Source organism: Nocardia brasiliensis NBRC 14402, assembly GCF_000308475.2.
Taxonomy (GTDB): domain Bacteria; phylum Actinomycetota; class Actinomycetes; order Mycobacteriales; family Mycobacteriaceae; genus Nocardia; species Nocardia brasiliensis.
In genome coordinates this window covers 104,646-119,224 of the sequence record NZ_BAFT02000015.1, presented here as the reverse complement: position 1 = coordinate 119,224, position 14,579 = coordinate 104,646, and the positions used below count along the sequence as shown (strand labels likewise).

Sequence of the window (14,579 nt, the reverse complement as noted above, 5' to 3'; positions counted from 1 at the left end):
CGATGATCGCCAGATAGCCGAGCCCGAAGGTGACGTAGGTGACCGGCAGCAGGGTGCGCAGCCCGCCGTAGCGGCGCATATCGGTTTCGTCGTCCATCGCGTGCATCACCGACCCGGCGCCGAGGAACAGCCCGGCCTTGAAGAAACCGTGCGTGAGCAGGTGCATGATGGCGAACGCGTATCCGGCCGGCCCGAGCCCCGCGGCCAGCATCATGTAGCCGATCTGGCTCATGGTGGACGCGGCGAGGGCCTTCTTGATGTCGTCCTTGGCGCAGCCGATGATCGCACCGAACAGCAGGGTCACCGCGCCGACGAGGACCACGCCGAGGCGCGCGTCCGGCGACAGGTCGAAGATCGGGCCGGAACGGGTGATCAGGTAGACACCGGCCGTCACCATGGTCGCCGCGTGGATGAGCGCCGACACCGGCGTCGGGCCCTCCATCGCGTCCCCGAGCCAGGACTGCAGCGGTACCTGCGCGGACTTACCGCACGCGGCGAGCAGCAGCAGCAACCCGATCGCGGTGAGCGTGCCCTCCCCGGCCTGCGGCGCCCCGGCGAACACGGTGCCGAAGTCGATCGAGCCGAAGGTCGCGAACATGACGAACATGGCGATCGCCAACCCCATGTCGCCGACCCGGTTGACGACGAACGCCTTCTTGGCCGCCGTTGCCGCCGAGGGCTTTTCGTGCCAGAACCCGATCAGCAGGTAGGACGCCAGGCCGACGCCTTCCCAGCCGAGATAGAGCACGAGGTAGTTGTTCGCGAGCACCAGCAGCAGCATGGCCGCGAGGAACAGGTTGAGGTAGGCGAAGAACCGGCGGCGCGCCGGATCGTCGGCCATGTAACCGATGGAGTAGATGTGGATCAGCGAGCCGACGCCGGTGATCAGCAACGCGAAACACATCGACAACTGATCGAGCTGCAAGCCGAAGTCGACCTGCAATCCCGCGACCGGCGCCCACTGGAACAGGTCGGTGTGCACCGCGCGTTGGTCGCCGTCGCGACCGATCATGCCGAAGAACGCGAGGCCCGCGACCACGAACGACCCGAGCGCCATCATGGTGCCGAGCAGGTGACCCCATTTGTCGCTGAACCGTCCGCTCAGCAGCAGGATCACGGCGCCGGCGAGCGGCAGTGCTGGCAGCAGCCAGAGTGCTGTCGTGTCCATATCAGAACTTCAGCAGGTTGGCGTCGTCGACCGAGGTCGAGCGGCGGGCACGGAAAATGGTCATGATGATGGCCAGGCCGACCACGACCTCGGCCGCCGCGACCACCATGGTGAAGAACGCGAACACCTGCCCGTCCAGGTTCGCGTGCAACCGGGCGAAGGTGACGAACGCGAGGTTCACCGCGTTGAGCATCAGCTCGATGCACATGAACACCACGATGGCGTTGCGCCGCAACAGCACTCCCGCCGCGCCGATGGTGAACAGCAGGGCCGACAGGAACAGATAGTTCTCCGGATTCACCGCTTGCCTTCCTCGTCGCTCGGGGTCTCGGCGCCGACCGAGATGACGGCCGCCTCGGTCAACGCCCGGGTGCGGCGGTGCCGCAGGATGGTGCTGACCGAGAGTTCCTCGAAGGAGCCGTCGGGCAGCCGGGCCGGGATGTCGACCGCGTTGTGCCTGGCGTACACGCCGGGGGTGGGCAGCGGGGTGGCCCGGTGCCCGGCTTCGCGGAAGCGGCGGATCGACATCTCCCGCTGCCCGATCCGCGGCCCGAACTGTTCGCGGTGCGCCAGCACCATCGCGCCGATGGTGGCGGTGATGAGCAGCGCACCGGTGAGCTCGAACGCCCACACGTACCGGACGAAGATCAGCTCGGCCAGTTCGCCGATCACGTCGCGCCCGGCGAAACCCGTGGCCGGGAAGGTGATTCCGGAATCGCGGATACCGCGGGCGATGCCGCTGATCAGGAGCAGCCCGAAGCCGAGCCCCACCGCGGCCGCCGCGAGCTGCTGGCCGCGCAGGTTCTCCTTCAGCGATTCCGCGGAGTCGACGCCGACCAGCATTAGCACGAACAGGAACAGCATCATGACCGCGCCGGTGTACACCACGATCTGCACCACGCCGAGGAACAGCGCGTCCTGCGCCATGTAGAACACGGCCAGGATCACCATCGTCGCGGCCAGGCAGATCGCGGAATGCACCGCCTTGCGGGCGAACACCATGCCCAGCGCGCCGACGGTGGCCAGCGGGGCGAGCACCCAGAAGTTCACCGCCTCGCCGGTGGAGGTGCGGGTGAGTGGCTCTGCGGCAAGGATGAATTCGTTCACCGCGCCCCTCCTTCCACGCCCGCGACGGCGGGCTGCTTGGGACTGTCGGAGCCGTCGACCGCATGCGCCCCATTGGATTCCGACGCGTTGCCCGGCACGTTGCCCCGGTAGTAGTCGCCCTCGTCGGTGCCCGGGTACATCGCGTGCGGCGGCGCGGTCATGCCGGGCTGCAGCGGCGCGAGCAGGCGGTCCTTCTCGTAGATGAGGTCGGCGCGGTTGTCGTCGGTCATCTCGTAGTCGTTGGTCATGGTCAACGCGCGAGTGGGGCACGCCTCGATGCACAGCCCGCAGCCGATGCAGCGCAGGTAGTTGATCTGATAGACCTGCCCGTACCGTTCCCCGGGAGAGAAGCGGGCCGTCTCGGTGTTGTCCGCGCCCTCGACGAAGATCGCGTCGGCGGGACACGCCCAGGCGCACAGCTCGCAGCCGATGCACTTCTCCAGCCCGTCCGGGTGCCGGTTGAGTTGATGCCGCCCGTGATAGCGCGGCGCCGTCGGCACCTTCTGTTCCGGATAGAACTCGGTGTTGGGCTTTTTGAACATGGTCGCCGCGGTGACCGCGAACCCGGCCAGCGGATCGAGCAGGCCCGCCTTGGCGGGTTCACGTGGACGCTCGGGCAGCGGCGGTGTCGGGAAACCCAGGAACACGGCCGAATCCGGCCCGGGCACAGCGGGTTCCGGCTCGGCCGGGGGCGCCGCCCCGCCGCGGCGTCCGGCCCGCAGGAACAGGCCGATCATCAGCCCGGAGATCAGCAGACCGCCGATCACCAGGAACGGCGTCTGCACCGCGTAGCCCTCGGCCTGCAGCACGCGGGCGGTGGCGACCAGCATCACCCACAGCAGCGAGGTCGGGATCAGCAGCTTCCAGCCCAGATTCATGAACTGGTCGTAGCGCAGGCGGGGCAGGGTGCCGCGCAGCCAGATGAATACGAACAGGAACATCCACACCTTGGCGGTGAACCACAGCACCGGCCACCAGCCGCTGTTCGCGCCGTCCCACATGTTCAGCGGCCACGGCGCGTGCCAGCCACCCAGGAACAACGTGGTCGCGAGCGCGGAAACCGTTGCCATGTTGATGTATTCGGCCATCATGAACATGGCGAACTTCAGCGAGGAGTACTCGGTGTGGAAGCCGCCGACGAGTTCGCCTTCGGCTTCGGGCAGGTCGAACGGCGCCCGGTTGGTCTCGCCGACCATGGAGACGCAGTAGATGAGGAACGAGGGCAGCAGCAGGAAGACATACCAGGTGCCCTCCTGCGCCTCGACGATGCCGGAGGTCGCCATGGTGCCGCCGAGCAGGAACACGGTGGCGAAGCACAGCGCCATCGCGATCTCGTAGGAGATCACCTGCGCGGTCGAGCGCAGCCCGCCGAGCAGCGGATAGGTGGAGCCCGACGACCAGCCGGCGAGCACGATCCCGTACACCCCGATCGAGGTGATCGCCAGGATGTAGAGCACCGCGACCGGCAGGTCGGTCAGCTGCAGGGCGGTGCGATGTCCGAGCACCGACACCTCGGGCCCGAACGGGATCACCGCGAACGCCATCACCGACGGGATCAGCGAAATGACCGGCGCCAGAATGTAGATCGGCTTGTCCACGATGGCGGGGATGATGTCTTCCTTGAGCGCCATCTTCACGCCGTCGGCGATGCTCTGCAACATCCCGTACGGGCCGATCCGGTTCGGTCCGATGCGCATCTGCATGCGCGCCACGATCTTTCGTTCCGCGACCACCGCGATCATCGGGGTGAGCAGCAGGAAGACGAAGATGGCGAGGGATTTCGCGATCACCAGCCACAGCGGATCGTGGCCGAAAAGACTCAGATCACTCATGCCTGCACCTCGCTACGCTCGGCTCCGGCATGAGCGAAGCACGCTGTGTGGTCGATTCGTTCGCTGCGCTCACTCATGCCGATGCTCCTTCATCCGCTCGTCGGCGCGCCGCAGGGTGACGATGCCGCCGGGCTGGGTGGCCAACTGCTCGGCGATCGCGCTGCCGGGTGAGTGTTGCGGCACCCAGACCACCCGGTCGGGCAGGTCGCTGATCATCAGGGGCAGCGTGATGCTGCCGTGCGCGCTGGCGACGGTCACCAGATCGTCGGTGACCGCGCCGATTTCGGCCGCCGTGGTGGCGGAGAGCCGGGCCACCGCCGGGCGGGCGATGCCCGCGAGGTTGGGTTCGCCGTCCTGCATCCGGCCGTCGTCGAGCAGCATCCGCCAGCTGGCCAGTACCGCGGTGCCCGGTGCAGGCTGGGTGAGCGGGTGCGGCCGATGCGCGGGCGCGGCGACCGGTGCGCCGTCCCATCCGCCGAGTTCGGCGAGTTCGGCACGCGCGGCGTCGGTGTCGGGCAGGTCGAGCCCGACCTTCATCTCCTCCGCGATGGCCTGCAGCACCCGCTGATCCGACAGCGGCGCGGACTGGCGGCGCACCATGTCGTCGCCGAGTGCCGCCGCGAACGGCCGCGCTCTGCCCTCCCAGGTGAGGAAGGTGCCGGCCTTCTCCATCGCGGTGGCCACCGGGAAGACCACGTCGGCGCGCTCGGTCACCGAGCTGTGCCGCTGTTCCAGGCTGACCACGAACCGGGCCGCGTCGATGGCGGCGAGGGCGCCGGCCGGGTCCGGCAGATCGGTGACGTCCACGCCGCCGATCACCAGCGCGCCGAGACCCGGCGCGGCCTCCAGGATCGCCGCGGTGTCCCGGCCGGGCGTGGCCGGCAGGTCCGCCACATTCCAGACCGCCCGAACCTGTTGCCGGGCAAGCGGATCGACGACCGGGCGACCGCCCGGCAGCAGGCCGGGCAGCGCCCCCGCCGCCACCGCGCCGCGTTCACCGGCCCGCCGCGGCACCCAGGCCAGCGCGGCCCCGGTCTCGTCGGCGAGCCGAACCGCGGCCGAGAGCGCCCCGGCGATGCCCGCCATCCGCTCGCCGACCATGATCACCGCGCCGGATGCGCGCAGCAGCCGGGCGAGATCCGCGAGCTGCCCGGGATCGATTCCGGAAGTGCCGTTTTCCCCGCCGCGGATGGCGTCGAGCAGATGGGGTTCGGCACCGGGCATGGCGCGCACCAGTTTGCCCGCCATCCGCTCCAGACCGCGGGAGGCGAACGGGGCCAGCGAATAGATCGGCAGGCGGCGGCGCCGCGCGGCCTTGCGCAACCGCAGATAGACGATCGGCGACTCTTCCTCGGGCTCGAACCCGACGAGCAGCACGACCGGCGCGGTCTCGAGATCGTCGTAGGTCACCGTCATGCCCTGCCCGGCGACGCGGGCGGCGAGGAAGTCTGCCTCCTCCGCCGAGTGGGCGCGGGCACGGAAGTCGATGTCGTTGGTGCCCAGCGCGATTCGGGCGAATTTGGCGTAGGCGTAGGCGTCTTCCTGGGTGACCCGCCCGCCGACCAGCACACCCGCGCTGCCGTGCGCCGCGGCCAAGCCTTCCGCGGCCGCGGCCAGCGCCTCGGACCACGACGCGGGGGCCAGGTTGCCGTCCCAGCCGCGGACAAGCGGGGTGGTGAGGCGGTCGCGCTCGGTGGCGTAGGCGAAGGCCCAGCGCCCCTTGTCGCAGTTCCATTCCTCGTTGACCTGCGGGTCGTCCCCGGCCAGGCGGCGCAGCACCTTGCCGCGCCGGTGGTCGGTGCGCTGGGCGCAGCCGGAGGCGCAATGCTCACACACATTAGGGCTCGACACCAGGTCGAAGGGCCGGGCCCGGAACCGGTAGCTGGTACCGGTGAGCGCGCCGACCGGGCAGATCTGCACGGTGTTGCCGGAGAAATAGGAATCCAGCGGTTCGGCCTGCGCGGTGCCGACCTGTTGCAGCGCACCGCGTTCCAGCAGTTCGATGAACGGGTCACCGGCCACCTGCTGGGAGAACCGGGTGCAGCGCGCGCACAGCACGCAGCGTTCCCGATCCAGCAGCACCGCGCTGGACAGCGGAATCGGCTTGGGATACGTGCGTTTCTCGCCCTCGAACCGGCTCTCGGCGCGGCCGGTGGACATCGCCTGGTTCTGCAGCGGGCACTCACCGCCCTTGTCGCAGACGGGGCAATCGAGCGGATGGTTGATGAGCAGCAGCTCCATCACACCCTCCTGCGCCTTGTTCGCGACCGGCGAGGTGAGCTGGGTCCGCACCACCATGCCGTCGGTGACGGTCATGGTGCAGGAGGCGACCGGTTTGCGCTGGCCCTCGACCTCGACGATGCACTGACGGCAGGCGCCGACCGGATCGAGCAGCGGATGATCGCAGAAGCGCGGGATCTGGATGCCGATCAGCTCGGCGGCCCGGATCACCAGGGTGCCCGCGGGCACGCTCACCGTCGTCTCGTCGATGGTGACCGACACCAGATCCGCGGGCACGGCTGCGGGTGCGCTCTTGATTTCGGCTGCGGGCGCAGCCGTCGTCCGGCCGCCACCCCTCATCGAATCACTCTGTGATGCAGGCCCACCCGCCACCCGGCCACCACCCCTCATCGAATCACTCTGTGATGCAGTCACTTTGCCTCCCTTGCCCACGCCGTGGACCGCGCCGGGTCGAACGGGCAACCGCCGAGTCGCAGATGGTCGACGTATTCGTCGCGGAAGTACTTCAGCGACGAGATGATCGGGCTGGCCGCGCCGTCACCGAGCGCGCAGAACGACTTGCCGTTGATGGTGTCGCTGATGTCGAGCAGCTTGTCCAGGTCGGCCTCGGTGCCGCGGCCCTGTTCGATCCGTTCGAGCAGTTGCACCAGCCAGTAGGTGCCCTCGCGGCAGGGGGTGCATTTGCCGCAGGATTCGTGCGCGTAGAACTCGGTCCAGCGCAGCACCGCGCGGACCACGCAGGTGGTTTCGTCGAAGATCTGTAAGGCCTTGGTGCCCAGCATGGATCCGGCCGTGGCGACGCCCTCGTAATCCAGTGGCACGTCGAGGTGAGCGGCGGTGAACAGCGGCGTGGACGAACCGCCCGGCGTCCAGAACTTCACCTCGTGGCCGTGGCGCACACCGCCGGCGTAGCCGAGCAGTTCGCGCAGCGTGATCCCCAGCGGCGCTTCGTACTGCCCGGGCCGGTGCACGTGACCCGACAGCGAGTAGAGCGTGAAACCCGGCGACTTCTCGGTGCCCATCGCGCGGAACCATTCGGTGCCGTGCAGGATGATCGCGGGCACGCTGGCAATGGATTCGACGTTGTTCACCACGGTCGGGCAGGCGTAGAGCCCGGCGACGGCGGGGAACGGTGGCCGCAATCGGGGCTGGCCGCGGCGGCCTTCGAGCGAATCGAGCAGTGCGGTTTCCTCACCGCAGATGTAAGCGCCCGCGCCGGCGTGCACGATGAGTTCGAGGTTGTAGCCGGAGCCGAGGATGTCGTTGCCGAGAAAGCCTGCCTCATAGGCCTGTGCGACGGCGGCCTGCAGGCGGCGCAGCACCGGCACCACTTCGCCGCGCACATAGATGAACGCGTGCGCGGCGCGGATGGCGTAGGCGGCGATGACGACGCCCTCGATCAGCGCGTGCGGACTCGACAGCATCAGCGGAATGTCTTTGCACGTACCGGGTTCCGATTCGTCGGCGTTGACCACCAGGTAGTGCGGTTTGGTGACGCCGTCGGGGCCCGGGCCCTGCGGGATGAAGCTCCATTTCATGCCGGTGGGGAAGCCCGCGCCGCCGCGGCCGCGCAGCCCGGCGTCCTTGACGGTCTGGATGACGTTGTCCGGCTGCATCGCCAGCGCCTTGCGCAGCGCCTGGTAGCCGTCGTGGCGGCGATAGGTGTCCATCGTCCAGGACTGCGGGTCGTCCCAGTACCGGGTGAGCACGGGGGTCAACGTCATGTCAGGCCTCCGAATCCTGTTGCAGTACCGAGGTTTGCGCGGGATCGGGGGCGGTCATGCGCTGCTCGCGCGCGACTTCCAGTCCCGCCAGCGTGGCCGGGCCCGCCGCGCCGTCGAGCACACCGGGCCGCTCGTCCGGGAAGCCGGCGAGGATGCGCGCGGTCTCCTTGAACGTGCACAGCGGCGCGCCCCGGGTCGGCGTCACCTGCTGACCCGCGCGCAGCGCGTCGACGAGGGCCTGCGCCGATTCGGGGGTCTGGTTGTCGAAGAACTCCCAGTTGATCATGATCACCGGGGCGAAATCGCAGGCCGCGTTGCACTCGACGTGCTCGAGGGTGATCTTGCCGTCCGCGGTGGTGTCGCCGTGCGCGATGCCGAGATGCCGTTCGAGCGCGGCGAGGATGGCGTCGCCGCCCATCACCGCGCACAGCGTGTTGGTGCACACGCCGACGTGGTAGTCGCCGGTCGGGGTGCGCCGGTACATCGAATAGAAGGTGGCGACGGCGGTGACCTCGGCGCCGGTCAAACCCAGCTGGTCGGCACAGAAGTCGATGCCGGTGCCGGTGACGCAACCCTCCTCGGCCTGCACCAGATGCAGCAGCGGCAGCAGCGCCGAGCGCGGCTCCGGATAGCGGGCGATGATCTGCTTGGCGTCGAGTTCGAGCCGCTCGCGAATGAACGGCTGGAACGGTTCCGGCCGCGTGCTGAGCTTCAACAGTATTTCTGTCATCGGTCTACTCCGCCCATCACGGGGTCGATGCTGGCGACCGACGCGATGACGTCGGCGACCATGCCGCCCTCACACGTCGCCGCCACCGCTTGCAGATTGGTGAACGAGGGGTCGCGGTAGTGCACCCGGAACGGCCGGGTGCCGCCGTCGCTGACCATGTGCACGCCGAGTTCGCCGCGCGGCGATTCGACGGCGGTGTACACCTGACCCGCCGGCACCCGGATGCCCTCGGTGACCAGCTTGAAATGGTGGATCAGGCCCTCCATCGAGCTGCCCATGATCTTGCTGATGTGCTTGGGAGAGTTGCCGAGTCCGTCCGGGCCGATCTGCAGATCGGCGGGCCAGGCGATCTTCTTGTCGTCCACCATCACCGGGCCGGGCCGCAGCTTGTCCAGGCACTGCTCGACGATCTTGAGCGACTCCTTCATCTCGTCCACCCGGATCACGTAGCGGCCGTAGCAGTCACAGCCCGTGGTGGTGGGGATGTCGAATTCGTAGTTCTCGTAACCGCAGTAGGGCTGGGCCTTGCGCAGGTCGTGCGGCAGGCCGGTGGCGCGCAGCACCGGACCGGTGATCCCCAGCGCCATGCAACCCTGCAGATCGAGGTAGCCGATGTCCTGGGTGCGGGCCTTCCAGATCGGGTTGGCGGTGAGCAGCTGCTCCATGTCGCGCAACCGTTTCGGCATGAGCGCCAGCAGTTCCCGGACCTTGGCGACACCGTCGTCGGGCAGATCCTGGGCCAGGCCGCCGGGCCGGATGTAGGCGTGGTTCATCCGCAGGCCGGTGATCGTCTCGAAGACGTCGAGGATCAGCTCGCGTTCCCGGAAACCGAACAGCATCGGGGTCAGCGCGCCCAGTTCCATGCCGCCGGTGGCCAGCGCCACGAGGTGCGAGGAGATGCGGTTCAGTTCCATCAGCATGACGCGAATGATGCTGACCCGCTCCGGGATCGCGTCGGTGATGTCGAGCAGCTTCTCCACCCCGAGGCAGTACGCGGTCTCGTTGAAGAACGGGGACAGGTAGTCCATCCGGGTGACGAAGGTGACGCCCTGGGTCCAGTTGCGGAATTCCAGGTTCTTCTCGATGCCGGTGTGCAGATAGCCGATGCCGCAGCGGGCCTCGGTGACGGTTTCGCCCTCGATCTCCAGGATCAGGCGCAGCACGCCGTGCGTGGACGGGTGCTGCGGGCCCATGTTGACGACGATGCGTTCCTCGCCGGCGCCGCGCAGCGAGTCGGCGACCTCTTCCCAGTCCTGTCCGGCGACGGTGACGACGGTGGGTTCGGGCCCGGCGGCACCGGGTTCGAGCTCGGTCTCGTGCGCCCCACCCGTCACCCGCCCGCTACTACGCACGGAATCGTTTTGCGATGCAGTCATCAGTTGTACGCCCTCCGCTCGTCGGGCGGCGGTATCCGCGCGCCCTTGTACTCGACCGGGATCCCGCCGAGCGGGTAGTCCTTGCGCTGGGGGTGACCGCGCCAGTCGTCGGGCATCAGGATTCGAGTGAGCGAGGGGTGCCCGTCGAAGAGGATGCCGAAGAAGTCGTAGGTTTCCCGCTCGTGCCAGTCGGTGGTCGGATACACCTCGTACAGCGACGGGATGTGCGGGTCGGCGTCGGGCGCGGCCACTTCCACGCGCAGGCGCCGGTTGTGCGTGATCGACATGAGCGGGTACACGGCGTGCAGTTCGCGGTCGGCGTCTTCCGGGTAGTGCACCCCGCTGACGCCGAGGCACAGTTCGAAACGCAGTGCGGCCGTGTCGCGTAACGCGCGTGCGACGGCGACGAGATGTTCGCGCCGCACGTGCAGGGTGAGTTCGCCGCGGAAGACGACGATCTTCTCCAGCGCCGTCTCCAACCGCAGGCCGCCCTGGTCGAGCGCGGTGCGCAGCGCGTCGACGATCTCGTCGAAATAGCCGCCGTAGGGCTGGGGCGAGCTGCCCGGCAGGCTGACCGGGCGGACGAGCCCGCCGTAGCCGGAGGTGTCGCCGGTGCCGCGCACGCCGAACATGCCGTGCCGGGTGCCGATCACCTCGTCGGGTTGTTCCGGGATCGGCCGCGTGCCTTCCGGGCCCGCCGTCGCCGCGGCATCGATCTCGTCGTGCGCCGCGGTGGTGGTGTTGTTGTTGTCGGGGGAGTCGAAAGTCATCGCAGCAGCCCCTCCATCCGAATGGTGGGCGTCGAGGCCAGGGCCGCCTGCTCGGCGGCGCGCACGGCCTCCTCCCGATTGACCCCGAGCGGCATCTCCTGAATCTTGGCGTGCAGGGTCAGGATTGCGTTCAACAGCATCTCCGGCCGCGGCGGGCAGCCGGGCAGGTAGATGTCGACCGGTACGACGTGATCGACGCCCTGCACGATGGCGTAGTTGTTGAACATCCCGCCCGATGACGCGCAAACGCCCATGGCGAGAACCCATTTCGGCTCGGTCATCTGGTCGTAGACCTGTCGCAGCACCGGCGCCATCTTGTTGCTGACCCGGCCCGCGACGATCATCAGATCGGCCTGCCGCGGCGAGGCGCGGAACGCCTCCATGCCGAAGCGGGCAATGTCGAAACGGCCTGCGCCCGTGGCCATCATCTCGATGGCGCAGCAGGCCAGACCGAAGGTGGCGGGCCACAGTGAGCCCTTACGCAGATATCCGGCGAAATCTTCGACCGTGCTCAGCAGAAAGCCGCTGGGCAGTTTTTCCTCGAGACCCATATCCGACTAACCTTCACTTCCACTCGTCGCCCGAACATGCTGTGCGGCAGTCAGTCCCAACTGAGCCCGCCGCGCCGCCATTCGTAGGCGTAGGCCACGGACACGTTGAAGATGAACAGCGCCATCGCGGCGAGACCGAAGAGACCGAGTGCATCGAAGTGGACTGCCCACGGGTAGAGGAACACGATCTCGATGTCGAAGATGATGAACAGCATGGCGGTGAGGTAGTACTTCACCGGAAAGCGCTGGCCCGTAACGTTTCCCGGGCCACCGGCCACGGCGTGCGGGGTCGGTTCGATACCGCACTCGTAAGCCTCGAGTTTGGCCCGGTTGTACCGCTTCGGGCCGACGAGGGCCGCCATGATGATGGTGAACACCGCGAACGCCGCAGCGACCGCGCCTAGTACAAGAGTCGGCATTTCGATATTCACGACTGCCCTCTCCCTTGGTGTGAGCCGGCCCCCTCCGGGTGGGCTGGAGCCTGCGGGTGGGCCGTCCGTTAGCCGGACGGCAGCTTCCGAGGCGGGCTGACGTCGTTGTCCGCCTCGGCCAGACTCGCCCCATGGCCAGCTCGGCGCGGGGTGATGGCTGTGCCCGCGCACCTGTGAGCTAGGGCACAGCCTACAACCGATATGTCTGGGTGCCGCAGCTTTGACTGCTGCGTTTGATCTAATTCGTGACGCGGATTTATGACTGAAACGGTGGTAATCGCAAGGGCTGTCACGTGACGTTGGTCGACCGGTCAGTCGGTGTCGTGAAAAACCGCTCCTCGGAGCGGGTTTCGCGTGGTGGCCAGGGTTTTGCCGTTAGGTGAGCCTCACTACGTTATCGGCTGTGGCGGCAGGCAAGGGCGAGGTCTCTATGCGCGACGTCCGCGATAAGTCTGCAACTCGGCGTCGGCTTATGTAGTGGCAGGACTGTTTTCAATCAATGCAGACTATGCATCAATGCCCGCGCTGAAAGTGGTACGGGGGAACCGCTCAGGCTGCCGAACGGTTGCGCAGCAGGCCGACCACGGCCTCGGTGAGCCGGATCGGATCGATCGGATGCGAGACCGCCGCCTCGGCGCGCGACCAATTGGCCAGCCAGGCATCGTCGGGCCGGCCGGTGAGCACGAGCACCGGTGGGCAGTGCTCGATTTCGTCCTTGAGCTGCTTGGCGATACCCAGCCCGCCGGTCGGGGTGGACTCGCCGTCGAGGATGACGAGATCGATGCCGCCGGCGTCCATGTGCTGGATCACCACGGGGCCGGTGGCCACTTCGAGGTAGTCCAGCGCCGGTAGCTCCGGATGCGGCCGTTTACCCAACGCCAGGATCACCTGGCGCCGCGTATCGGCGTCGTTGCTGTACACGAGGACCCGCAGTGAGTCGGCCACGACCGCATGCTACTTCCGCCGGGCCCACCCCCGTGGCATCTTCGATCAGATCCGGGGTTTCTCGCGCGTCGTACGGCCCGCACCGCGCGTCGCCGGGAGTGCTTGCGCCCGCAGGGTAATCGCAAGTTGTCCATAAGAATCGGCCGGTAGCATCCCCGCAATGCGGGGCGATCTCACACAGGTCCTCGTCGATACCGACGTGTGGACCGATGACATGCTGAACAGTGCCGGGATACCGGTGATCGATGTGCCGTTCGTGACGATCGGCAGTGGGATCGGCTCGTTCGTCACCTATGACACGTTGCGCATCTTCGGGGTGCCCGCCCAGGCGATGGCCGTGCTCGGCCCGCAGCAACATCCGTGGTCCTCCTACGAATATCTCACCCGGGTCTCGCAGATCCCGCGCGGCGAGCGACTGCGCAGCGATTCCGCGTCCGAGCCGGACAACATGTGGGGCTTTCCCTCGTATGCGGTGCGCGAGGCGCTCGCAGACAAGTCGATCAAGCCGCTGTGGAATGTGTTCGTGGAGCCCATCTTCGCGAACTACTACACGCCGCGAGCCGGGCAGGCGTTCGAAGGTATGGAACGCGAATTCCATCGCATCGGATACCCGAGTTCGTTGCATCGCGGGCAGGTTCGCATGGTGCGCAAGCGCCACGGCGGCGGCTATTTCACGATCCTGACCCCGCCCGCGGATTCGACGCCGACCAAACGGATCGCGTTCCGCAGCACCTATGTGCATGTGGCCGTGGGATATCCCGGGCTCAAGTTGCTGCCCGATCTCCAGGAATATCGCGAGACCCATCGCGATCCCACCCGCGTGGTCAACGCCTACGAGCCGCACGAGCACGTCTACCAGGCGTTGCAGCGCAGACCGGGGACGGTGCTGATCCGCGGTAGCGGGATCGTCGCGAGCCGGGTGCTGCAGCGGCTCATCGACGATCGCGACCGGCTGAACCTGAACACGCAGATCCTGCATCTGTTCCGGACCTACGTCGCCAAAGCGCACGGCAAGAATGTGTTCAACCGGCGACCCGGTTCGCACGGCTGGGCGTATCAGGGGTTCAACTATCCGAAATCGGTATGGGGCGGGCAGCTCAAACAGAAGATCCGCAACCTGCAAGGCGAACAGCGGGCCGAGGCCTACAAGGAGATCTCGGGAACCAACACCCCGATCCGGAATTCGTGGCAGAAACAGCTGCGGCGCGGCCGGGCCGAAGGGTGGTATCAGGTGATGGCCGGGACCATGCGCGCCCCGCGGCCCGCGGAGGGACGCCAAGGTGTAATCGCGACGATCCTGCCGGACGTGAATGCCGAACTGCCGGTGCCGCCGCCGACCCAACCGTTCGACACGACGGTCGATTACATCATCGACTGCACCGGGCTCGAAGCCGATATCCGGGAACATCGCCTGCTCGCCGATCTACTCGAGCACACCGGGGCCGGGCGGAATCCGGTCGGGCGGTTGGACGTCGACACCACCTTCGAGTTGATCGGCACCCGAAGTGGCACCGGACGCATCTATGCATCCGGTAGCGCCACACTGGGCGGCCCGTTCATCGGCGTCGACACGTTCCTCGGGTTGCAGATCGCCGCGCAGGAAATCGCCGACGATCTTGCGGCGCTGGGGTTCTGCCGCCGGATGGGTCCGCTGCGCTCGACGAGCCAGTGGTGGTCATGGGTTACGAACAAGAAGATCTGAGC

At 67.6% G+C, this 14,579-nt stretch carries 13 protein-coding genes; 1 reads left to right on the top strand and 12 read right to left on the bottom strand.

Annotated features, from left to right (window positions below):
* The 12 genes from nuoL to TY25_RS02870 all read right to left on the bottom strand — a co-directional run.
* The coding region (gene nuoL, locus TY25_RS02925; RefSeq protein ID WP_042253886.1) for an NADH-quinone oxidoreductase subunit L at window positions 1–1,168 on the bottom strand (1,168 nt) is incomplete at its 3' end.
* 1 nt (window position 1,169) lies between these two features.
* On the bottom strand, window positions 1,170–1,469 hold the full coding sequence (gene nuoK / locus TY25_RS02920; RefSeq protein WP_029892786.1) for an NADH-quinone oxidoreductase subunit NuoK: 300 nt from the start codon (window positions 1,467–1,469) through the stop codon (window positions 1,170–1,172).
* Complete coding sequence (locus tag TY25_RS02915; protein WP_014984953.1) at window positions 1,466–2,275, bottom strand: NADH-quinone oxidoreductase subunit J; 810 nt, start codon at window positions 2,273–2,275, stop codon at window positions 1,466–1,468. The genes nuoK and TY25_RS02915 overlap by 4 nt, the downstream gene beginning before the upstream one ends.
* A complete protein-coding gene (gene nuoH / locus TY25_RS02910; protein WP_042253883.1) occupies window positions 2,272–4,107 on the bottom strand; it encodes an NADH-quinone oxidoreductase subunit NuoH in 1,836 nt (611 codons plus the stop codon). The genes TY25_RS02915 and nuoH overlap by 4 nt, the downstream gene beginning before the upstream one ends.
* 69 nt (window positions 4,108–4,176) lie before the next feature.
* Complete coding sequence (locus tag TY25_RS02905; protein ID WP_226887346.1) at window positions 4,177–6,687, bottom strand: NADH-quinone oxidoreductase subunit G; 2,511 nt, start codon at window positions 6,685–6,687, stop codon at window positions 4,177–4,179.
* A 71-nt stretch (window positions 6,688–6,758) separates the two neighbouring features.
* Window positions 6,759–8,072 (bottom strand): NADH-quinone oxidoreductase subunit NuoF, encoded by a 1,314-nt coding sequence (gene nuoF / locus TY25_RS02900; RefSeq protein ID WP_042253882.1) that lies wholly within the window; start codon window positions 8,070–8,072, stop codon window positions 6,759–6,761.
* Window position 8,073: 1 nt separating this feature from the next.
* A complete protein-coding gene (gene nuoE, locus TY25_RS02895; RefSeq protein ID WP_042253881.1) occupies window positions 8,074–8,802 on the bottom strand; it encodes an NADH-quinone oxidoreductase subunit NuoE in 729 nt (242 codons plus the stop codon).
* Window positions 8,799–10,178, bottom strand: coding sequence for an NADH dehydrogenase (quinone) subunit D (gene nuoD, locus TY25_RS02890; protein WP_226887345.1), 1,380 nt, complete (start codon window positions 10,176–10,178; stop codon window positions 8,799–8,801). The genes nuoE and nuoD overlap by 4 nt, the downstream gene beginning before the upstream one ends.
* Window positions 10,178–10,948: an NADH-quinone oxidoreductase subunit C gene (locus TY25_RS02885; RefSeq protein WP_226887344.1), complete on the bottom strand. Its 771-nt coding sequence runs from the start codon at window positions 10,946–10,948 to the stop codon at window positions 10,178–10,180. The genes nuoD and TY25_RS02885 overlap by 1 nt, the downstream gene beginning before the upstream one ends.
* A complete protein-coding gene (locus TY25_RS02880) occupies window positions 10,945–11,499 on the bottom strand; it encodes a NuoB/complex I 20 kDa subunit family protein (protein ID WP_014984960.1) in 555 nt (184 codons plus the stop codon). Before TY25_RS02880 ends, TY25_RS02885 begins: the two co-directional genes overlap by 4 nt.
* A gap of 50 nt (window positions 11,500–11,549) precedes the next feature.
* The gene (locus TY25_RS02875) at window positions 11,550–11,918 is read right to left on the bottom strand and encodes an NADH-quinone oxidoreductase subunit A (RefSeq protein WP_228832056.1); all 369 of its coding nucleotides are present in this window, start codon (window positions 11,916–11,918) and stop codon (window positions 11,550–11,552) included.
* Between the two features lie 561 nt (window positions 11,919–12,479).
* Window positions 12,480–12,875 carry an Rv3143 family two-component system response regulator gene (locus tag TY25_RS02870; RefSeq protein WP_042253878.1) on the bottom strand — a complete coding sequence of 132 codons (396 nt, stop codon included), beginning with the start codon at window positions 12,873–12,875 and terminating at the stop codon, window positions 12,480–12,482.
* Window positions 12,876–13,035: 160 nt separating this feature from the next.
* Between TY25_RS02870 and TY25_RS02865 the strand changes: the two genes are divergently transcribed.
* Window positions 13,036–14,577, top strand: a complete 1,542-nt coding sequence (locus tag TY25_RS02865; protein WP_042253877.1) for a hypothetical protein — start codon at window positions 13,036–13,038, stop codon at window positions 14,575–14,577.
* Window positions 14,578–14,579: the final 2 nt, after the last annotated feature.